Here is a 19552-nt window from a genome sequence, read left to right as displayed (position 1 = left end):
GCGTTACGAAGCCGGCGACGGGCGAGGTTCCGGGGTCAGATTTTTTGGTAGCAAATCTGAAAAAAACGCATTCGCAACAGTTAAAGTGACGATATTTGCGTGATATCAAAAGTATCAGATTCCATCGATGGTCTGACTCCCGGACTCCATGCTGCGGGGACGGGGCACGTATAACCTGCCCAAGGCTCCATATTCAAGGCCATGATAACTGCCTCCATGCATGTGCCACAGGGTTTCAAAGTACCCCACCTTGACGCCGGAGTTATTCCGGTTCAAATCAAGGGAATCCAAAATACCCTTCATCATGTTTCCAGAAGAATAAAAGAGGCTTCTCCTCCAAACACGGTTGCCACATGTCACACCCCACGCGAATGCATCGATAACGCTTGCAGAGTGGCAGCCTTCATGCATTCGCCACAGGGTTTCCAGGTGCCCCCACCTGGCCGCCGGCAACAAAAAAAGCCCCCGGCAGGTATGCCGGGGGTTTTCTTTACAACTGACAAATCTCTTTATGGGATGCTTCCCGCAGGAAGCAAAGGGATCAGGCGGAGAGCTTCTCCACAGCAATATTCAGCATGCGGCGCACGGGCTCGGCCGCTCCCCAGAGGAGCTGGTCACCCACGGTAAAGAGGCTGATGACCCCGGGACCGAGGTTCATCTTTCGGATACGGCCCACGGGCACGGTGAGGGTCCCGGTGACGGCCGTGGGGGTGAGGTCTTTCAAGGTGGCTTCCTTGGTGTTGGGGACCACCTTCACCCAGTCGTTGGCTGATGCCAGGAGGCGTTCCACCTCGGCGATCTCCAGGTCGTCCTTAAGCTTGACGGTTATGGCCTGGCTGTGGCAGCGCATGGTACCGATGCGCACGCAGATACCGTCGATGGGAATGGGCGTCTCGTTTTCCAGGATCTTGTTGGTCTCGGAAACCCCTTTCCACTCTTCGCGGGTCTGACCATTCTTCATGGGGCTGTCGATCCAGGGGATGAGGCTGCCGGCCAGGGGGGCACCGAAGTTGTCCGTGGGAAAGGCGTCGCCCCGCATGGCACCGGCCACGGCAGTGTCCACGGCAGCCACAGGGCCGTCAAGGATGGGCTGTGCCGCTTCATTGATGGCGCCCATCTGGGAGACCAGCTCTTTCATGTTTTTGGCGCCGGCACCGGAGGCCGCCTGGTAGGTCATGGTAGAGAGCCACTCCACCTGGCCCGCCTCAAACAGGCCGCCCAGGGCCATGAGCATGAGGCTCACCGTGCAGTTGCCGCCGATGAAGTCCCGAATGCCTGCATCAAACCCTTTGTCGATGACCTCACGGTTTACGGGATCCAGGACGATGATGCTTTTTTCGGACATACGAAGGGCAGAGGCCGCATCGATCCAGACACCGTTCCATCCGCCCTCGCGGAGCTGGGGGTGTACCTTTTTTGTGTAGTCGCTGCCCTGGCAGGAGACGATGACCTCCATGCCTTTAAGGATCTCCACATCAAACCCGTCCTGGAGCACCGGGATCTCTTTTCCGATATCCGGTCCCTTCTGGCCTGCCTGGCTGGTGGTAAAAAAGACCGGGTCGATGCCCTGAAAATCATTTTCCGACCGCATTCTCTCCATGAGAACCGAGCCGACCATTCCTCTCCATCCGACGATACCTACCTTCACCATGATTTTCATGCTCCTTACGATATGTTTGAATAACGATCAGCCTGGGTCATCACACAGTTTCCATCCCCCCTTCAGGGCCTCGGAAGCTGATCGGTGTGGTGTCACATCGCCCAGGCAGCCGCATTGTGCGCCTCAACGAGTGCATTAATATGAAACCTGCTTAGCTGAACACGGCCCCCACTCTTTGCTTTGTCAATCCATGCCCTGGATGATCCGCAGCAGCTTCTGGGCCAGGGGGGACCCGGCTCGGTGCAGTTTCCGGTATACCTCAAGCGCTTTTTCCATCTGAGCTGTTTCGTCATAAGCCATGCCCAGCCGAAAGGTGGTGGGCAGGTCATCGGGCTTCAACTGAGATGCCTGATAAAAAGCGGACAGGGCCCCGAAGTAGTCCCCGGTCTCCTCCTGAAGGTTGCCGAGACGATAGTGGATCTCCCAGCTCTCCGGGTGGCGTTCGGCCCCCTTTTTCAGCACACTGACGGCCTTCCAGCGTTTCTTGAGCCGAAGGTAGCAGTCGCTCAGGAGCAGGGTCGCCGACTCATTGCTCTCGGCCTCGGCCTCCAGGGACTGCTTGAGCGCCTTCGAGGCCTCTTTGTATTGCTCCTTTCCGTACAGGGTCCGCCCCTCGTTAAAAAGGGGCCCGGCGTACAGGGCAGAAGACCAACCGGCAATCAGAAGGGCCGCCAGCCATATGCACCCCCACCTGCGATTCCTGCGAGATATCATCATGATTCATTCCATCCGTTCACTGATCCGGTTCACATCATGTCGCCGCCCCTTGAATACAGAAGAGCACCCACAGATATCGACAAAGCCATATCGCTTGGTCAACACGTTGCGTGGTCATCATGAAAGATGTCGGCGATTCTCAAGGAAGCATTTCCCAGCGGCGAGGTACATACGATAAAGATCTTATAGATAAACACAAAACGTCAAGAAACGGCAAGCTATTCCTGACGCGCCTGCTGTTTTAAGGCATGGCCCCCGGGGGCGGGAGTGCTCTTTTCTGCTTTCGTTTGTGGAGCCGTGGCCCGGTGAAATGGGCTGGCTGGTGACATGATGATGGGCATGTGAAATTCACCTGGCTTTAACCGGAATATCTCCGGCGGGACGCTTTTTGAAAAAAGGTCCCCTTCGCGTTCAGCTTTGCGTAAAAAAATATTCTGGCGCAGGTGAAAAACGAAAAAGGCGAGGCAGTGTTGCGGGGCGTCAACAAAGAAAACCAGGCTGTCAAACCCAGCTTGAAAAATAGGCAAGGGGATGGCCCCCGGCACGGCAGCCGGGGGCTTCTTTTTTTTTGAACGGAACCGTTACGATGCTTTTTTCTTTGCCACCATCACGAGCCAGGACTCTTCAAGGTGACTCTCCACCAGGTCAAACCCGGTCTCTTCGAGGCGGGCTTCCACCATGGGGCCCTTCTCATCCAGAATCCCGGAAAGGATCACCAGGGAGTCGTCGTGGACCACCTTGTGGATGTCACCGAGAAGCTCCACCACCACCTCGGCCAGAATATTGGCCACCACCAGGTCATAGGCTTTTCCCGCCTGGGAGATGAGATCGGCGCAGATAACCGAAAAACAATCCGGCACCTGGTTGAGGGCAAGGTTCTCGGCGGCGGTCTCAACAGCCACGGGATCGTTGTCCACCCCCAGCCCCTCTTTTGCCCCGCACAGGCTGGCCGCCACCAAAAGAATCCCGGATCCGGTGCCCACATCCAGGACTGTCATGCCCTCTTTGGTGTGGTGCTCGATCATCTCCACACACAGTCGCGTGGTGGGATGGGTGCCCGTGCCGAAGGCCATGCCCGGATCGATGGAGATCACCTTCTCGCCTTCGGCGGGCTCATACGCCTCCCAGGTGGGACGCACCACAAACCGCTCGGTGAGATGAACCGGCTTGAAGTTCTCTTTCCAGGCCTCGTTCCAGTCCGTGTCGGGAATGGTATCGGTGGTAACAACACCGGGGGGTGGTGTTGTCGAGGGTGGCCGGCTTGTGGAGGCTGCGGGGGGGGGGGGGGGGGGAGACGGAGATCACAGTGACAGCGTATCGATTGTGCTCCTAGCGTTATCCAGATGCACCTGGGCAGCCGTCCGGAAGGTAGCGACTGATGATCCCCACTGCGGTAAATTCATCGGCGATGAGCTCATCAGCCGGAAGGTCCCCTTTCGGGGTATAGGTCACGCGTATCTCAAGCCATGCCATGGCGGTATTCTCCTTAACTGTGTTGCTGATTTGGCCCCTGGAAAACAACCAAAAGCGATGCCTTCTATGGTTAAAGGGACCGACAAAAAGCGTGCCTCCGGCGGCGAGGTGAGCCACCTCGAAAGCTGATTGCCCTTGCGCTTTGTCCCTCGTTCCTCGGGCCAAAGCGCAAGGGCCTTCGGCTCGGGCTTCGCCCGACATAAATGCTGATGGTTTATACAGGATAGCTCTCAAGCTTCGACGTCACAGGGTACATTGTCGTTACTTGCTCATTGTTAATTTAACCGCACTGCCTCCGGCGGCAAGGTGTGCCGTACCTGAAGCAGGTTGCGGATGTGTTTTGCCCTCGTTCCTCAGGACGAAGAAGATCGTATCCACCTTTAAAGTAAAAATTCACTCAAAAAGATTTTTTAAAACCTGTTTGTTAAACCCGCCTTTATAAAATCAGGCAAAAGTTTAGCCCCCGGCAGGGCCGCCAGGAGGCATAAATGAAATCAGTATCCATTTCTTGGACCCGCTTGCTGCCTTGCCCACGGCTTTCTTGGGCACGTTCCGGCCCCCGGGCGGGTGTCGTACATCGTGCGGGAGGGGTTGAAGTAGCCGTGTTTGAGCTTTGGAAACCGTTTTTCCAGCTTCATGATCATGCGCCGGATGCCCACGGGCAGGCCTACGGGACCGGCTTCCTGCATCAGGGTGTAGTACCTCAAGGGGTCAAAGTTGAGGTTGCGCCACTGGATGAGGTCCACGGAGCACGCCTCCACAAATGCGTTTAAGGCCTCCACCTCCTCCAGGCAGTCGGTGACTCCGGGCACGTTGAGGTAGTTGATGGCCTTGTAGGCCCCGTGCTCCTTTGCCACGGCAAAGCTCTCCACCACATCCTCGAAGCAGTAGCCATTGGGACGGAAATAGGCGCTGTAGATCTCTTTTCTCACGCTGTTCATGCTCACCCGGATGGAGTCCAGGCCTGCGGCAAAGAGGCGGTCCAGCACCTTGGGCAGGCTGCCGTTGGTGTTCATGTTGATGGTCCCAGTGGTGTTTTGAGCACGGATCAGGGCAATGGCCGGTTCAATCACATCTGCGGCAAGGAGGGGGTCTCCTTCGCATCCCTGGCCAAAGCTCACCACCCCGTCGGGTACCCGTTCAAAGTGGGTCAGGGCCACCTGGCTGATCTCTTCGGGGCTGGGGGTAAAATCGATGCGGTCCTGGCAGGAGGAGAGGGAGGGGCCGCTCTGAAAAGAGATGCACCCCAGGCACCGGGCGTTGCACTGGCGCGAGGTGGGCAGCGGGGCTTCGCATCGACCAATGTAAAGGTTCTTGGCCGCCGGGCACCCGTAAGAGAGGGCGCAGCGCTCCAGGTGACGGAACAGGCGGTTGTCGGGAAACCTCTCGCGCATCTCCTCCACCCCATCCTTGACCTTGGGGATAGGCATGAGGCGGAGCTCCTGGCGTTCTTCCGCATCCACCCTGAAGGAGGCCGTGCGAAACCCCTCGTCATACCACCCCACGGCGCAATAGGAGAAGAGAGGCAGGGGCTCTGCGCCGTCCTCTTCCACAGCCGCAGCCTGAGCGGTGTTCACGTATCCCGGGGAGTTGAAGGCCGCCACCGGAAAAATGCGCTCTTCGGGATTGTACGGGTTGTGGGAGAGGGTCTCTACCACGCCCTCTTCCATGTTCCAGACCAGGGCGTACCGGTCGGGAAGCCGCATCAGCTCGCCTCCGTCCGGCATAAACAAGGTCTCCCCCACGGTGAGGGGAATGAGCATCTCTCCGCATCGTCCCACGGCGGCGTAACCTTCCAGATCGAAGATTTCACCTTTTTCGTTTGCCACCAGGGCGGTCACCAGCCTCTCTTTACCATGCGCTCTTACCACTGGAATTGTTTCCCGTTATCTATTATATTTAAAAGGATTTATCAAAAATATTGCCTAAATGGGCCTCTTGCCTGTATATAAGGTACATCCTAAAGCGGGATGCCCTGGTTGTAGCACAAAGGACCGGGGCGTCAAACCGTCTTTTTTTCACAGGATGACCGCTCCGATATCCCCCCCACCGAAGGATCGCGATGCCGGCAGGCCGCACCCGCATCCATCCATCGACGAAAGGGATGTGCTCTTCGAAGGCCTCATCGGAATCTGAGCCATCCAAAGCGATCAGGGCACGACTCCCCGAGCCACACGTACGCCTGACTTTACGCACCGTGGCCATGGTCTCAATCACCAATCACACGCAACATAACTGAAACGATTTGGGAAGAAATACGATTGATACGAAACCTATTTAAACGCATAGCGGAATTTGTCACAGGATCGAGCAAGGACGACGACTCGTCGGCCATACCGTTCGCGGAACTCTCACGCAAAAAAGCGGAAGAACAGGCAAAAAAAGAGCGGGCTGAACGAAAACGACGGCCCCGGGACAAGAAGAACACCGACCAGAACAAGGACGCGGCCAAGTCCAAACGCGGTGATTCCCGACAGCGCTCCAAGGGCAAGACAACCAAGCAGGCCCCTGCCAAACGCGCCTCCGAAGGCCAGAAACCCCGTGAAGAGAAAGCACCAAACCGGAACGGCCGCAACTCCCAGGGCCAGCGACCCCAGCGGGAGGCCTCTCCCAAGAAAGAGGCCCCAAAACGTAACGGGGCCCAGAAGCAGCCCAAAAAGCCTGCCTGGAAGCTTGAAGATTTTCAGGTTCCGGAAAAAGAAGGCGAGGTCCGTTTTCACGACCCTTGACCTGCCCATCAAGCTCATGCAGGGCATTGCCGACCTGGGCTTTCAGTACGCCACCCCCATTCAGGCAGGCTGCCTGCCAGAAACCCTGAAGGGCCGGGACGCCATCGGTAAAGCACAGACCGGTACCGGAAAGAGCGCGGCCTTTCTCATCACCATCATCAACCACATTGCAAAGCACCCCATGCGTGGCGGCCCCGAGCGCGGATTTCCCCGTGCTCTGATCCTTGCCCCCACCCGCGAGCTGGCCCTGCAGATCGAAAAAGATGCCCGGGCCCTCTGCAAATTCACCCCCTACACCATCGTCTCCCTCTTCGGGGGCACCGGTTACGACAAGCAAAAAAAAGGCATGGCCGGTCCCGTGGATATCATCGTGGCCACCCCGGGCCGCCTCATCGACTTCAAGAACCAGAGGCTGGTGGACCTCTCCCGCGTGGAGATCCTGGTCATCGACGAAGCCGACCGCATGCTGGACATGGGCTTCATCCCCGATATCCGCAAGATTGTCTACGCCACTCCCCACAAAGAGCAGCGCCAGACTCTCTTTTTCAGCGCCACCTACTCCAGTGATGTGATGCGCCTGGCCGAGCAGTGGACCCGGGATCCCCATCACACAGAGATCGAGCCTGAAACCGTGGAGTCCGCATCCGTGGACCAGAAGATCTTCCTGGTCACCACCGATGAGAAGTTCCCCCTCCTCTACAACCTCATTACCTTGAGAAAGCTCACCAAGGTTCTGGTGTTCACCAACCGAAGGGACCAGGCACGAAACCTTGCCGAGCGCCTCAACAAGCTCAAAATCAAGGCCGACCTGCTCTCCGGAGAAGTGGCCCAGAACAAGCGCATCCGTGCCCTGGAGGATTTCCGCTCCGGCAAGGTCGAGGTGCTCGTGGCAACGGATGTGGCCGCCCGCGGTCTCCACATCGATGAGATCAGCCACGTCATCAACTACAACCTGCCCCAGGACCCCGAGCACTATGTCCACCGTATCGGACGTACCGGCCGGGCAGGTGCCACCGGAACCTCAGTAAGCTTTGCCTGTGAGGACGACTCCTACTACATCCCGGCCATTGAGGAGCTCCTCGGCCACAAGCTGAGCTGCGAGTACCCCGCTGACGAACTGATCCAAGAGGTGAAGTCTCCGTCACGAAATCAGCGCCAGAGATCTCGAAAGCCCCAGTCCTCACGTCAGGAGCCCAAGGCACCGGAAGCCGATACCCAGAAGCCCGACCTTGAAAGTGCCCAGAAAGAGGAGACTCCCCGTGAGGAGTCCGCCCCCAGAGAGCCTCGTAAATCAAGGTCACCCCGTTCAAAAAAAAGCCCGGCCAAGGCCAAGGGCCCTGCCTCCCACTCTCCCTGGCTCGATCCCATCGCCATGGAAGAGCCGCCGGAAGATGAAGGAACCTCGGATACCCCAGAGACCTCCACTGTAGCCATGCCCGAGTTAACCCTTACGGACAAACCCGAGCCTAAAGCGGCCCCTGTGGAAGAGCCTGAAGCTGCTCCTGCGGAAGAGCCTGAAGCTGCTCCTGCGGAAGAGCCTGAAGCTGCTCCTGCAGAAGAGCCCGAGGCTGCTCCCGTGGAAGAGCCCGAGCGACTCCTGCGGAAGAGCCCGAAGCGACTCCTGCGGAAGAGCCCGAAGCGGCTCCTGTGGAAGAGCCCGAGGCTGCTCTTGCGGAAGAGCCTGAAGCGACTCCTGCAGAAGAACCCGAGGCTGCTCCTGCGGAAGAGCCTGAAGCTGCTCCTGCAGAAGAGCCCGAGGCTGCTCCCGTTGAAGAACCTGAGGCGACTCCTGCAGAAGAGCCCGAGGCTGCTCCTGCAGAAGAGCCTGAAGCTGCTCCTGTAAAAGAGCCTGAGACGGCTCCTTTGGAAAAGTCTGAAGCAGCCCCTGCAGAAGCACCTGTCCAAGAGGAAAATGAACCCAAGGCCCCTTCGCGTCAGCCGAAGAGTCCCCGACCGGTTCGCCAGACCCGCCGTCCCAACGCACCTAAGTATCGCAAGCGTTCGGGAGGCCGGTACACGAGCAAGCCTCGCACCGACAGATAACCCCCCCTGATGACACAAAGCGCCGCTTGAAAAAGCGGCGCTTTTTTTTTGGTTTTTTGATAACAATGCATGTGAACCTCCGGCCACCCGGAAGGGCTCCATGGATTCGTTTCCTCCGGGTCATCGGTTTTCTTCACACAAGCCATCGCGTGGCAACGCGATCCAACTGGTTGAGGTGCTCCCAATGAACCAACCCGTCAAGCTGCTGCTCTTTGATATCGGCGGCGTCTTTATCCAGCTCACCGGTGTGGACCAGATGCTTTCATGGACAAAGGGCCTCCACACGGAAACAGAACTGTGGAGGCTCTGGATCAATTCCCGGGCCGTAAAAGAGTTTGAAACCGGTCGGATCACACCCGACACCTTTGCCGCTGAGTTGATCCGTGAATTCTCTCTTCCTGTGGATGTCCCCACCTTTCTGGAAGCCTTTGTATCCTGGACCACCCAGCCTTTTCCGGGGTTTGATGAGCTCATGGCCGAGCTCAACGGCGACTACCAGACCGCCTCCCTTTCCAACACCAACGAGCTTCACTGGAACAACCTCTGCGAGAGCCTGCACATCCACCGGTTCTTTGACCACAACTTCCCCTCCCATGAACTGGGATACATGAAGCCTGACAAGGCCTCCTTTTGCCACGTCCTCGACACCCTCCAGGTGGCCCCGGAAGAGACCCTTTTTTTCGATGATACTCCTGTCAACATCGACGCAGCTCGCGCCCTTGGTATCAAGGCCCATCAGGTCTGCGGCGTGGACAACCTCTCTCAAACACTCAAGGAGCTCGACATCCTGTGACCCCACTTCAGCGCCAGGGACTCAAAGCCCATATGGAATCGGAACTCACGCAGCTCAAAGAGGAGCTCGCTGCCACCGAAGCACACACCAAGCCCGCTGTAACCCCGGACAGTGCCATCGGGCGTATCTCCCGGGTGGAGGCCATGCAGAGCCGCCACATCGGAGAAGCCTCAGCCCGGGCAAGGAAAGCGCGTATCGCTCGACTGGAGCACGCCCTGGCCCATGTGGATGACGAGGACTACGGCCTCTGTATTGCCTGCGAAGAGCCCATTCCCCTGGCCCGCCTGCGCCTCATACCCGAAGCCACCCACTGCGTGGCTTGTGCCGCTGACATGGAGAGCTAAAGACACTCTCCACGGGTGCCTTCCGGTCGGCCTGGTCGGCACCCCACACCTTTCTGTGGATGATGTTTCACGTGAAACACCATCCACAACACCACGCTCTATCCCAACAAAACCTCTGTTAAATCGCCCTTCATAATTGCCTCCGGCGGGTCGCTTTTTGAAAAAAGCTCCGCAAAAACGTTCCGGTCGAATGGCCGTTATGGGTAGACCAATCGGCTCACCGAAAGTTCCCGGCAGACACAGGACGCTGCCAAGATCTGTTTGTCATACGTTTTAAAATGAGGAACCCAGCAGGACAGCCGGGACAAAGATGAGCTGAATGGTTACGCGTCATAAAGATCAAGGCAACCGGTACCGCGCACCTGCTCACGGGTTGCTTCCAAAAAGCCCGGGTTGTGATCCGATAAAAAGATGTCAGGGGATCACAAAGGGTAGGGATGGGACAAACCTGCCCTCAATGTGCACAAAATGCGGGTACATTCGGGCAAATAACCGTATATAATCAGTGCATTATAAAGAAATTGGTCAAAATCACAAGATCTCGGCCTCTTTATGGGATAACTATCCATAATCAGAAAAGAGGGCAAAACGGGAAATTATAAGCAGATATCAAAGAGAGCTCTTTTTCATGTGCAATCCCACCCATCCCTGGCGGGTTTTTTCCGCTTTGAGATCAAAATGAGACGCGTAAGCCTCTATCACCCTGCCCTCTTCCCCTGACTTGATGCCCGACAGAACCAGATCCCCTCCCGGTGCAGTCCACCGGTGGATGGAGTCCTCCAGGGAGATCAAGGTGGGGTATCTCAGGTTGCGTGACCACATCATAATTGTAGTCAGACAAAAACCCATCGGCGTGATGGACGTGAAGACAGTGGGAGCACCCGTTGAGCACGGCGTTTTCCCGGGCATCGTGCATGGCAATGGGATCAATCTCCGTGGCGTCCACATGGGAGCACCCGAGCTTGATGGCCAGAAGGGAGAGCACCCCGGTGCCGGTTCCCAGGTCCAGAGCACGGTCCCAATGGGAACCGTTGTTGTGTGCAGTGGTCATAAACTCCGCACAGAGGCGGGTGGTGGGGTGGGTTCCGTTGCCGAAACTGATCCCCTCTTTCATGGTGATGCAACAGAAACCGTCGGTGGAGGAAGGAAGGTGGGGCGGGGCCAGAACAACCCCCGGGACCAGGGGATGGTACCGGTTGAGGGACGGAACCACCACGGTGCGTCCCAGCTGCTGGCGATAGGCGAGATGGTTGTTCTCCACGCAGCGGGTCAGACAGGCCCGGGCCGTCCGTCGGTTCATGCCGTGATCGGCCATGAGGGTGGCCATGATCTCAGCGGGTGTCAGGGAACGGGTGGTCCCATTTACATGGGCAATCACAACATCATCAACACAGATCGTTTCCATACAGTTCCCTGCTTTGCCTCGGGCGGCTCGCTTATTGAAAAAAGCTCCGTAAAAACGTTCCGGTTGAATGGCCGTTATGGTTAAAACAGCCGGTTCGCCGAAAGCTTACGGACGGTCCACGTGGTTCGTAAGACCTGTTTGTCAAACCCAGTCCATAAAAGTGGTGAAAGATTGGCCCCCGGCAGGAGCGCTGGAGGCATTTTTTGGGAGCTGAATAGTTCCCTTGGGTCTAACAAACAGGTCATAAAAAACATGTTTATAACTGTCATTTAAACGCATCCGCACCCTGCTTTCAAGGTGGCACACCTTGCCGCCGGAGGCTTATTGCTCCCCTGATTAATCAAAGGTCAGGGTCTTCCCCTCTTTTTTCAAGAGCTCGTCGTACCAGTGAACAAATTCAAAGGCAGCGCGCACCTTGTCGGTGTTGTTCATCACCCCCATGGCCATCTCCATGACCGACTGGGAGTACTGATTGGACGGATTTTCGGGACCCACCTCGGCCAGGAACTCGCGGATGAGCTGGTCCACGGTGCGCTCGGAACCGTCCACCCGGATATCCAGGGGGTCCTTGGGATCACCAAAAGGGTTCCAGTTCTCGTAGCCCTGCTTCATGATCATCTTCTGGCCCCGTTTTCCCATGGAGTCGAAGATGGCCTTCTTCTTGGCCTCGACCTCCTCATCGGTAAACTCGTTGTGGGTCATGCCGACGGTGCTCATACCTTGACCTCCACCCCTAAGTACTCTTCGTTGAAATCGGTTAACAGGACCATGGACAGGGGCATGAGCACGCTTCCCATCTTGGTGAAACGGGAGTCGAGCTTTCTCACCAGTTCCGCTGAGACTTTGTAGAGACGGTTGTAAACCAGATCCATGTTGAGGGTGGGGTAAGCCTTGCCCTGGTCAAACCCGGAGAGACCGCAGGTGTGTCCCTGGCCCCCTGCGGAGGTGGGGATCCCGTACACCCGGCAGGCGATGGGACGGTAGTCGTACATCAGGCAGGTCCCCTCTTCCCCGAGAAGGGGGCAGCGCATGCGCGCTTTGGAGACCTCTTCGATGATGGCCGCATCTGTCTCTCCGGCTTCATGGCGCTTGTACGCTTCTTTCTTGAGCTTGGCCAGAGCCCGATCCACGGTGTTGGCACGTTCGGTGATCTCAAAGCGGGCCTTGCCCGTGAACTGCTCATCAAACTTGCTTTTGATGTAGAGGGCCTCCACAAAGGTGAGGTCGAACAGGGCATGGCAGCAATCGTCGCAACCGGCCTTGCAGGTCACCTCGGTGGGAAACTCTGAGCTGACCTTGGTGAACACCTGGCCGACCTGATCCACCAGCGCTTCGTAACGGGTAAATGCCTCTGAAAAATCCATGACCATTCCATCCTATATCTTTGGCCCAGGATGCCGTCACCCCAAAAGGGTCGGCAGTCCCCATGACGGTCCTGCCCTTGTCCTGGGTAATCAATGTTTCACGTGAAACAACCGGCCACCTTCCGCAGGCGCCGGTCTATTTTCCAATACAGAAATTACTGAAGATCTCATCCAGAATATCCACCTGAACCTCCTCGCCCAGGATCTCACCCATCAGGTCCATGGCCGAACGGATGTCGATGCTGATGGCATCAAAAGAGAGATGAGAATCTATACCCTCTACAGCATTTTCCACATTATTTAAAGCCTTTCTTACCAGGGCCACCTGCCGCCTGTTGGGAACCAGGGCGCTGCGGTCCTCGGGAAGCCGGGCCAGGATCCTGGCCACCACCGCCTCCTTGACAGCGGTAAGCCCCTCCCCGGTCTTCACAGAAACCACCAGGTATTCAATGCCCTGCGGCATGGCCCGTTGGCCGCCCCCCCGGGGGTCAGATCGGCCTTGTTCACCAGCACAAGACACTGGCGGGTGGCCACATGCTCCCGGATCTGCTCAACGGACTCGCCCCCCAACCCTTCAGACCCGTCCACCAGATAGAGAACCAGGTCCGAGGCCTCGATGCTGGAGAGGGTCCGCTCGATGCCGATCTTCTCCACAGGATCATCGGTATGCCGGATCCCAGCGGTATCGGTGACCTGAAAAGCAATGCCGTCGATGTGAATAAACTCTTCGATGAGGTCCCGGGTGGTGCCCGGCACATTGGTGACAATGGCCCGGTCCTGTCCGGAGAGGCGGTTCAGCAGGCTCGATTTTCCGGAGTTGGGGGGGCCTGCAATGACCACGCGGATCCCATGACGGAAAATATCCGACTGATCGAAATTCTCGATGAGTGAGACCAGGGTGGGAACCACGGAGCCGGAAAGCTGGTCCCGAATGGCCTCGGCCTGGATCTCTTCATCCACGTCATCGGGAAAATCAAGGATCGCCTCCAGGGTAACGGAAATCTGCTTAAGGGTCTCCCGAAGGCCTGCAACGGCCTCTCCGAGCTCTCCTTTCACCATGGAGATGGCCATCTCATGGGAGGTGGTGGTCCGGGCGTTGATCAAATCGATAACGGCCTCGGCCTGGGAGAGGTTGATGCGCCCGTTCAAGTAGGCTCGCTTGGTGAACTCCCCGGGCTCGGCAAGGCGTGCTCCGGCTTCGATGAGAAGGTCCAGGATCTGACGCATGACCACGGGGCTGGCGTGGGACTGGATCTCCACGCAATCCTCAGCCGTATAAGACTTGGGTCCTTTCATGTAAAAAAGGATCACCTCATCCAAGGCGACCCCTTTGCCGTCCTCAAAGGTGCCGTAATAGACCCGGTGACTCTTGGGGTTGGTGACGCCGGAGGCGGACCTGAAAAAGGTCATGGCAATAGAAACGGCCTTCTGTCCGGAGACCCTTATAATGCCGATGCCGCCACGCCCAACGGGCGTGGCAATGGCTGCAATGGTATCAAGATCCAAATAGCTCATAGCTCTTTTCTGCTGTTGTGTTGTTATACCTGCTGATCATAATGCCTCCGGCGGCCCTGCCGGGGGCCAAACTTTTAAAAAGTTTGACAAACAGGTCTTAAGCAAGCCTTTCCAGGCTCCGCCGAAATAATTTCCCCTTTTTTACATTAGAAAAGTTTTTTGCGGAGCTTTTTTTCAAAAAAGCGACCCGCCGGAGGCAAAGGGAGACCACGTCACAAAGGAAATTTATCACATTTAAACTACCACGTCGCCTGCGGGGCGACCATAAAAAAAGCCCGTTTGACCGGGGAACGGCCAAACGGGCTTTAATAGCGTCAAAATCCAGATTATCTATCTGTTTTTATTGCGCATTCCCTTATTCCTCTTGGGGAAAATCACAAGGCGTCGGTAGTATCCCTCGCCCATGGACTGGGTCCGCACTCCGCGATCATCCTTCAGGGTAAGATGGATGATGCGGCGGTCGTGGGAAGACATGTGCCCGATGGTGTGGGGCTTGCCTGTTTTCTTGACCTTTTCAGCCATGCGCTGGGCGTGCTGACGGAGTTTTTCCTTGCGCATCTCCAGGTAGCCTTCGATGTCCACCTGGACCCGCACACGCTCCATACTGTGCTTGTTGATGATCTTGTCCAACAGGTACTGGATCGCTTCGAGGGTCTGGCCTTTTTTACCGATCATCACGGCCGCGTTGCCGCCGGTGACGTTGTAGGTGAGGATATCCCCTTCCACGCTGTAGGCGATCTCGGACTCCTCGGAAATAAAGGAGGCGATCTCTTTTAAAATCTCCACACCCGCCTCGGCAGGTGTGAGTCCTTTGAAAAATCCCTCTTCAAAGGTCCGCTCGGTGTACTCGTAGGTGCGGTCTTCCCCTTTGAAGCCATCGGGTTCCGCAGTGGTGCGTTCCTCGGACTTGGGAGTCCCGAAGGCCTCGTCTACGAGGGATTTGGCTGCCCGGCCCTGCTTGGCCCGGGTCTGTTTGAGGGTCACGGAGATCTTGGCTTTTTTGGCCCCGAAGAGGCCGAACAGACCGGCACTCCCCTTGGTCACCACGTTGTAGTCCAGCTCCTCTCTCGGGATATCGAGTTCCTGCAAGGCAGCATCAATGGCTTTTTCCACGGTTCTGCCCTCAAATTCCCTAAGCGAATTCATACACTCCTCCAGAGGTTACGAGAGTTTCTTGGTGATATAGTACTGCTGAGAAATCGAAAGGATGTTGTTTACAAGCCAGTAGAGTACGAGCCCGGATGAAAAGTTCACGAAGATAACCGTCATCACGAGGGGCATCATCATCATCATCTTGGCCTGGGTGGGATCCCCGGTGGAGGGGGACATCTTCTGCTGGAGAAACATGGTGGCACCCATCAGAAGCGTCAGGACCGGAATCCCGGAGGGCTCGGCCATCATGGGGATGTTGAACCCGAAATGGAAGAGACGGTCCGGAGCGGACAGGTCGGTGATCCATCCGAAAAACGGAGCGTGACGCAGCTCAACCGCGGAGTAGAGCATGCGGTAGAGGGCAAAGAAGATGGGCATCTGCACCACCAGGGGCAAACAGCCGCTCATGGGGTTGACCTTGTAGGTCTTGTACAGGGCCATCACCTCCTGGTTCATGCGCTGCTTGTCGTCTTTGTACTTCTCCCGGAGTTTGGCCATGATGGGCTGGAGCTTTTTCATCTCGTGCATGGAGGTGTAGCTCTTGTTGCCAAGGGGCCAGAAGATCAGCTTGATGAGAATGGTCAAAAGGATAATGGCGATGCCGTAGTTGGCAATCACATGATCGTGGATCAGGTTCATCAGGCTGAGGCAGGGCTTGGCGATGATGTCAAACCAGCCGAAGTTCACCGCCTTGTGCACGGAAGAATCGAGCTTCTTGAGCATGCGGTAGCTCTTGGGGGCTGCCAGGATGTCCACGGTGAGGGTCTTCTCCCCGCCGGGCTGGATCATGCCCGTGGGCAGGTTCATGGCTGCGGTGATCACCCCGCTGTTGTCGGCCAGGGCCATGGAGGTACCGGCAACACCCTTGGGAATGACGGCGGTCATAAAGTAGCGGCTCTGCTGGGCCACCCACTCCACGTTCCCTTTAAAAAGGTTCTTGTCCTCGATCTTCTTCACCTTGACGTTTTCAAGGTGGCCGTCCACAAAACCGCTGGGACCTTCGAACCCGTAGGTCCTGCCGCCTTCCACCGTGGAGATCAGGCCGAAGGCCAGGTTATCGTTGATGGCAAGGGAGCTTCCGTTGCGCAGGGTCACCGTGGAGCCGATGTCGTAGGAGTCCGGGCTGAAGTTGAAGCTGCGGACCACTTCCACGCCGGAGGCGCTGACCCAGCGGTAGGTAAGGCTGGCACCGTTCTCGCCGACCAGAACCTTTTCCTTGTCCACTTCAAACAGGGCATCCACTGCGCCTTCCACACCGCTGCCCGTCACCATTGCCAGGTTGACGGTTAGTGGCTGCCTCGGGCACGAGGTTTTTAAAGGCGTCCCCTTTCAGGGTCTCTTTGTATTTCTTCAGTTCGAACCGTTTAACCGCGGCTCCGCGGTTGGTGAACTCGATGCGGTAAAGGGGAGACTCCACCACGGTGATGTTTTCCGCCACCACCGTCACAGGCTTGATATCCACGGCAGGTGCTGCCGGCTCCCCGGGTTGGGCCACGGGTTGTTCCACCTGTGTCTCCTGGGGAACGTCCACGGGCTTTTGGGGGGGAAAGAGAAAGTTCCACCCTACAAACACAATGATGGAAAGAATGATTGCTGCAAAGAGTCTGACTTGTTCCATTAGGTTCTCCGTTGTTCATCTTCTTTGTATAAGAAAGATGGTGCCTTGTTCATGTGCCAATGGCCCGTCCCTGCCCCGTGGGTTCACAAATGGTGCAACATCAAGGTGCCTGTTGCCGGGCGCTGGAATCTTCTGGACGGTTTCGTAATATTACGGATGATGCACGGCACAGCCATTCATGCGCAGAGGGGCTGGCGTGATCATCGGGTGTTTGCGGGTTCTTCTGGTCGGTGGGTGGGTGCTGAAGCTCTGATGAAGGATTTTATGGAAGCGGGTCGAACCCTCCGGGATGAAACGGGTGGCACTTGAGAATGCGTTTCACCGCCAAAAAGGACCCCTTAAGGATTCCATACCGTTCATAGGCCTCAATGGCGTATGCCGAACATGTGGGATAAAAACGGCATCTGGGACCAATCAAAGGGGAGATCAAATACTGATAGGCCTTTATCAATCCGACAAAGACCTGCTTAAGACTCAGTACTTGCTTTAATTTTTTGAAAAATATGCTCAAGGGATAAAAGGGTCTCTTTATTGCTGAGTTGAGCCGCTGTGCGCTTGGCAATAAGTTGGATATCCCGATTCTCAAAAAAGTGTCGACCGTTTTTCCGAAAATACTCGCGTACAATCCGTTTGATGCGGTTACGCGTGACAGCACCCCCAACCTTTTTTGATACAGTGATGCCTATGCGGGATGTCTGAAGGTTGTTTTCCAGGATATTGGCAACGAAGTGGCGGTTATGGACGGCTGCCCCTTTTCGGTAGAGTTCCTGGAACTGATGTCTCTTGAGAATCCTCAGCTCTTTTGTAAAGGCGTTCGCTCGCAAGTCTTATGTATCCCTGTATCATCGTACACTCCGTCGTGCCTCGTTCCGGCGGACCGTAAAGCAAGCCGTTACCGGCCTGCCGATCCCCCAAACGAGGCCCTCGGAGCTACCCTTTAACGAAGGCATCATAAAAATCAAGTGCGTATCAGGCGGACAGGCGCTTACGGCCTTTCGCACGACGACGCTTGATAATACGACGACCACCGGGAGTGGACATACGATTCATAAAACCGTGCTTTCTGGATCGCTTAAGGTTGCTTGGCTGAAATGTTCGTTTCATATGTGAATACCCCTATTTTACGTTTGATTTCACACTTTTGTGACGTTAAAATAAACCCGGTAACTTAATCATAAAATGCGACGGGTGTCAACAGCCATATTTTACTTGAATTTCTCGGTGAGTTCAAACTCTTCACGGTGAAAACGGCGGATGGGATAGATTTCGATTTTCTTTCCCAGCCGGTACTCTATGGCGCTGATGGTGCTGACCTCGTCTCGATGCAGGTAATCGGCCATCTCTTCACTCACCTTGAGGGTAAAAATATCCCCCATCATGTCCCGGGCGTGACGATGGATCTCCCGATAGATCTTCTGGGAGATGGTGGTTTTTGAGATGGTGTATCCGTCCCCGTAACACAAAGGACACTCCTCACAGAGCATCCGGGTCAACGATTTTCTTACCCGCTTTCGGGTCATCTGGTAGACCCGATCTCGCTCATGGGAAGGATGTTTGTCCGGCACTTGTCCTTTTTAAACGCCTCCTTCAAGGACTCAAAGACACGCTCCCGGTTCTCCAGATTCTCCATGTCGATAAAATCGAGGATGATGATTCCCCCGATGTTCCGGAGGCGCACCTGGGCGGAAATTTCCCGGATCGCCTCCAGGTTGGTCTTGAAAATGGTCTCTTCAAAGTTGTGCTTGCCCACGTAGCGACCGGTGTTGACGTCGATGGAGGTCAACGCCTCGGTCTGCTCGATGACAATGTACCCCCCGCACTTGAGCCACACCTTCTTTTTCAGGGCACGGGTGATATCCCCTTCCAGGTTGAAGGCCTCAAAAATAGGCTCGGACCGATCGTAGTACTCCACCTTCACCTTGAGCTCGGGCATGATCTTTCGGATGAAGTTGTTCACCGAATCGAACCCGAACTTGTTGTCGATGGTAAGGCGGTCCGCCTCGTGGGTCAACAGGTCCCGAATGGCGCGAAAGGTCACGGTGAGGTCTCGGTGGAGACGGTAGGGAGCCGAAAAGCTCCGGTACCGTTTCTTGATGTTCTCCCAGGAGTTGACCAGAAGATCCATCTCCCGCTTGAGCTGCTCTTCGGCGATCCCTTCCCCTGCGGTGCGAAAAATATACCCGTAAGGGACATCCCGCTTGTCGCTGATCAGGTCCCGCAAACGGGTGCGCTCCTCCTCGCTGGAAATGCGCTTGGAGATACCGATGTGGTCCACGTTGGGCATGAGCACCAGGTAACGGCCCGGCAGGGAGATGTAGGTGGTGATGCGGGCCCCCTTGGTGCCGATGGGGGACTTGACCACCTGGACCATGATCTCCTGGCCCTCACGGAGCAGCTCTTCAATGGGAATCTGCCGGCCGGTGTTGTCCGGGGCAAACTCCTTGTTGCCGTTTTCACTGTACGGCGCCTCGTGTTCCCCGATGTTCTGCTTCTTCTGAACGTCGTCCACATAGATGAAGGCCGCCTGGTTGAGGCCGATATCCACAAAGGCGGCCTGCATGCCCGGCAGGACACGCTGCACACGGCCTTTATAGATATTGCCGTTGATGTTGGTATCATCGCCGCGCTCCACAAAAAGCTCAACGATATTACCATCTTCCAGGAGGGCCACACGGGTCTCCTGTTCCGTTACGTTAACAACCAGTTCCTTGTACATGTATAGGGACCACGATTCGGTTA

General features: G+C 56.3%; 22 protein-coding genes and 2 pseudogenes. 4 read left to right on the top strand and 20 right to left on the bottom strand.

The features are described from left to right. Positions 1-541: 541 nt before the first annotated feature. The 6 genes and pseudogenes from asd to ACOYW1_RS27635 form a co-directional block, all read right to left on the bottom strand. Positions 542-1651 (bottom strand): aspartate-semialdehyde dehydrogenase, encoded by a 1110-nt coding sequence (gene asd, locus ACOYW1_RS27660; RefSeq protein ID WP_482420519.1) that lies wholly within the window; start codon positions 1649-1651, stop codon positions 542-544. 192 nt (positions 1652-1843) lie between these two features. Then, on the bottom strand, positions 1844-2377 hold the full coding sequence (locus ACOYW1_RS27655; RefSeq protein ID WP_482420518.1) for a tetratricopeptide repeat protein: 534 nt from the start codon (positions 2375-2377) through the stop codon (positions 1844-1846). Between the two features lie 218 nt (positions 2378-2595). Continuing rightward, positions 2596-2922 carry a hypothetical protein gene (locus ACOYW1_RS27650; RefSeq protein ID WP_482420517.1) on the bottom strand — a complete coding sequence of 109 codons (327 nt, stop codon included), beginning with the start codon at positions 2920-2922 and terminating at the stop codon, positions 2596-2598. Between the two features lie 36 nt (positions 2923-2958). Beyond that, positions 2959-3591 (bottom strand): annotated as a pseudogene (prmA, locus tag ACOYW1_RS27645) (50S ribosomal protein L11 methyltransferase); the annotation flags it as partial. 121 nt (positions 3592-3712) lie between these two features. Continuing rightward, positions 3713-3850 carry a hypothetical protein gene (locus tag ACOYW1_RS27640; RefSeq protein ID WP_482420516.1) on the bottom strand — a complete coding sequence of 46 codons (138 nt, stop codon included), beginning with the start codon at positions 3848-3850 and terminating at the stop codon, positions 3713-3715. 494 nt (positions 3851-4344) lie between these two features. Next, positions 4345-5691 carry a radical SAM protein gene (locus tag ACOYW1_RS27635; RefSeq protein WP_482420515.1) on the bottom strand — a complete coding sequence of 449 codons (1347 nt, stop codon included), beginning with the start codon at positions 5689-5691 and terminating at the stop codon, positions 4345-4347. A 420-nt stretch (positions 5692-6111) separates the two neighbouring features. Between ACOYW1_RS27635 and ACOYW1_RS27630 the strand changes: the two genes are divergently transcribed. From ACOYW1_RS27630 to ACOYW1_RS27615, 4 genes are all read left to right on the top strand, one after another. Further along, entirely contained in the window at positions 6112-6579 is a 468-nt protein-coding gene (locus ACOYW1_RS27630; protein ID WP_482420514.1) for a hypothetical protein, read from the top strand. After that, positions 6524-8422, top strand: a complete 1899-nt coding sequence (locus tag ACOYW1_RS27625) for a DEAD/DEAH box helicase (protein ID WP_482420513.1) — start codon at positions 6524-6526, stop codon at positions 8420-8422. The genes ACOYW1_RS27630 and ACOYW1_RS27625 overlap by 56 nt, the downstream gene beginning before the upstream one ends. Positions 8423-8806: 384 nt before the next feature. Further along, positions 8807-9415 (top strand): HAD family hydrolase, encoded by a 609-nt coding sequence (locus ACOYW1_RS27620; RefSeq protein ID WP_482420512.1) that lies wholly within the window; start codon positions 8807-8809, stop codon positions 9413-9415. Beyond that, positions 9412-9759 (top strand): TraR/DksA family transcriptional regulator, encoded by a 348-nt coding sequence (locus ACOYW1_RS27615; protein ID WP_482420511.1) that lies wholly within the window; start codon positions 9412-9414, stop codon positions 9757-9759. The genes ACOYW1_RS27620 and ACOYW1_RS27615 overlap by 4 nt, the downstream gene beginning before the upstream one ends. Positions 9760-10368: 609 nt before the next feature. Here the strand turns inward: ACOYW1_RS27615 and ACOYW1_RS27610 are convergent. The 14 genes and pseudogenes from ACOYW1_RS27610 to ACOYW1_RS27545 form a co-directional block, all read right to left on the bottom strand. Then, on the bottom strand, positions 10369-10581 hold the full coding sequence (locus ACOYW1_RS27610; protein WP_482423836.1) for a 50S ribosomal protein L11 methyltransferase: 213 nt from the start codon (positions 10579-10581) through the stop codon (positions 10369-10371). Positions 10582-10585: 4 nt separating this feature from the next. Continuing rightward, positions 10586-11059, bottom strand: a pseudogene (locus ACOYW1_RS27605) (50S ribosomal protein L11 methyltransferase); the annotation flags it as partial. Positions 11060-11500: 441 nt separating this feature from the next. After that, positions 11501-11881, bottom strand: coding sequence for a hypothetical protein (locus tag ACOYW1_RS27600; RefSeq protein WP_246317736.1), 381 nt, complete (start codon positions 11879-11881; stop codon positions 11501-11503). Next, positions 11878-12528 carry a YkgJ family cysteine cluster protein gene (locus ACOYW1_RS27595; RefSeq protein WP_482418591.1) on the bottom strand — a complete coding sequence of 217 codons (651 nt, stop codon included), beginning with the start codon at positions 12526-12528 and terminating at the stop codon, positions 11878-11880. Before ACOYW1_RS27595 ends, ACOYW1_RS27600 begins: the two co-directional genes overlap by 4 nt. 136 nt (positions 12529-12664) lie before the next feature. Beyond that, entirely contained in the window at positions 12665-12958 is a 294-nt protein-coding gene (locus ACOYW1_RS27590; RefSeq protein ID WP_482420510.1) for a hypothetical protein, read from the bottom strand. Continuing rightward, complete coding sequence (mnmE, locus tag ACOYW1_RS27585) at positions 12955-14043, bottom strand: tRNA uridine-5-carboxymethylaminomethyl(34) synthesis GTPase MnmE (protein ID WP_482420509.1); 1089 nt, start codon at positions 14041-14043, stop codon at positions 12955-12957. Before mnmE ends, ACOYW1_RS27590 begins: the two co-directional genes overlap by 4 nt. Before the next feature lie 330 nt (positions 14044-14373). Further along, positions 14374-15189: an RNA-binding cell elongation regulator Jag/EloR gene (gene jag / locus ACOYW1_RS27580; RefSeq protein WP_482420508.1), complete on the bottom strand. Its 816-nt coding sequence runs from the start codon at positions 15187-15189 to the stop codon at positions 14374-14376. 15 nt (positions 15190-15204) lie between these two features. Next, on the bottom strand, positions 15205-16449 hold the full coding sequence (gene yidC, locus ACOYW1_RS27575; RefSeq protein ID WP_482420507.1) for a membrane protein insertase YidC: 1245 nt from the start codon (positions 16447-16449) through the stop codon (positions 15205-15207). Beyond that, on the bottom strand, positions 16421-16813 hold the full coding sequence (gene yidC / locus ACOYW1_RS27570) for a membrane protein insertase YidC (protein ID WP_482420506.1): 393 nt from the start codon (positions 16811-16813) through the stop codon (positions 16421-16423). Before yidC (ACOYW1_RS27570) ends, yidC (ACOYW1_RS27575) begins: the two co-directional genes overlap by 29 nt. A gap of 262 nt (positions 16814-17075) precedes the next feature. Then, on the bottom strand, positions 17076-17324 hold the full coding sequence (yidD, locus tag ACOYW1_RS27565) for a membrane protein insertion efficiency factor YidD (RefSeq protein ID WP_425484394.1): 249 nt from the start codon (positions 17322-17324) through the stop codon (positions 17076-17078). Continuing rightward, positions 17281-17637 carry a ribonuclease P protein component gene (gene rnpA, locus ACOYW1_RS27560; RefSeq protein WP_180138225.1) on the bottom strand — a complete coding sequence of 119 codons (357 nt, stop codon included), beginning with the start codon at positions 17635-17637 and terminating at the stop codon, positions 17281-17283. The genes yidD and rnpA overlap by 44 nt, the downstream gene beginning before the upstream one ends. A gap of 145 nt (positions 17638-17782) precedes the next feature. After that, positions 17783-17917: a 50S ribosomal protein L34 gene (rpmH, locus tag ACOYW1_RS27555; protein WP_180138223.1), complete on the bottom strand. Its 135-nt coding sequence runs from the start codon at positions 17915-17917 to the stop codon at positions 17783-17785. 101 nt (positions 17918-18018) lie between these two features. After that, positions 18019-18276 (bottom strand): hypothetical protein, encoded by a 258-nt coding sequence (locus ACOYW1_RS27550; protein ID WP_482420505.1) that lies wholly within the window; start codon positions 18274-18276, stop codon positions 18019-18021. Between the two features lie 53 nt (positions 18277-18329). Then, positions 18330-19529 carry an Rne/Rng family ribonuclease gene (locus ACOYW1_RS27545; RefSeq protein ID WP_482420504.1) on the bottom strand — a complete coding sequence of 400 codons (1200 nt, stop codon included), beginning with the start codon at positions 19527-19529 and terminating at the stop codon, positions 18330-18332. Positions 19530-19552: the final 23 nt, after the last annotated feature.

The sequence above is a fragment of the Desulfoluna sp. CYM3A genome (genome assembly GCF_056829965.1).
The sequence above is the reverse complement of the archived record's forward strand: the minus strand, read 5'-3'. Positions and strand labels throughout refer to the sequence as shown.

Bases quoted from the DNA above. Each gene is read 5' to 3' on its own strand.
- asd (WP_482420519.1), bottom strand. From the start codon at position 1,651: ATGGTGAAGGTAGGTATCGTCGGATGGAGAGGAATGGTCGGCTCGGTT.
- ACOYW1_RS27655 (WP_482420518.1), bottom strand. From the start codon at position 2,377: ATGATGATATCTCGCAGGAATCGCAGGTGGGGGTGCATATGGCTGGCG.
- ACOYW1_RS27640 (WP_482420516.1), bottom strand. From the start codon at position 3,850: ATGGCATGGCTTGAGATACGCGTGACCTATACCCCGAAAGGGGACCTT.
- ACOYW1_RS27620 (WP_482420512.1), top strand. From the start codon at position 8,807: ATGAACCAACCCGTCAAGCTGCTGCTCTTTGATATCGGCGGCGTCTTT.
- ACOYW1_RS27610 (WP_482423836.1), bottom strand. From the start codon at position 10,581: ATGTGGTCACGCAACCTGAGATACCCCACCTTGATCTCCCTGGAGGAC.
- ACOYW1_RS27600 (WP_246317736.1), bottom strand. From the start codon at position 11,881: ATGAGCACCGTCGGCATGACCCACAACGAGTTTACCGATGAGGAGGTC.
- ACOYW1_RS27595 (WP_482418591.1), bottom strand. From the start codon at position 12,528: ATGGATTTTTCAGAGGCATTTACCCGTTACGAAGCGCTGGTGGATCAG.
- mnmE (WP_482420509.1), bottom strand. From the start codon at position 14,043: ATGAGCTATTTGGATCTTGATACCATTGCAGCCATTGCCACGCCCGTT.
- jag (WP_482420508.1), bottom strand. From the start codon at position 15,189: ATGAATTCGCTTAGGGAATTTGAGGGCAGAACCGTGGAAAAAGCCATT.
- yidC (WP_482420506.1), bottom strand. From the start codon at position 16,813: ATGGAACAAGTCAGACTCTTTGCAGCAATCATTCTTTCCATCATTGTG.
- rpmH (WP_180138223.1), bottom strand. From the start codon at position 17,917: ATGAAACGAACATTTCAGCCAAGCAACCTTAAGCGATCCAGAAAGCAC.
- ACOYW1_RS27545 (WP_482420504.1), bottom strand. From the start codon at position 19,529: ATGTACAAGGAACTGGTTGTTAACGTAACGGAACAGGAGACCCGTGTG.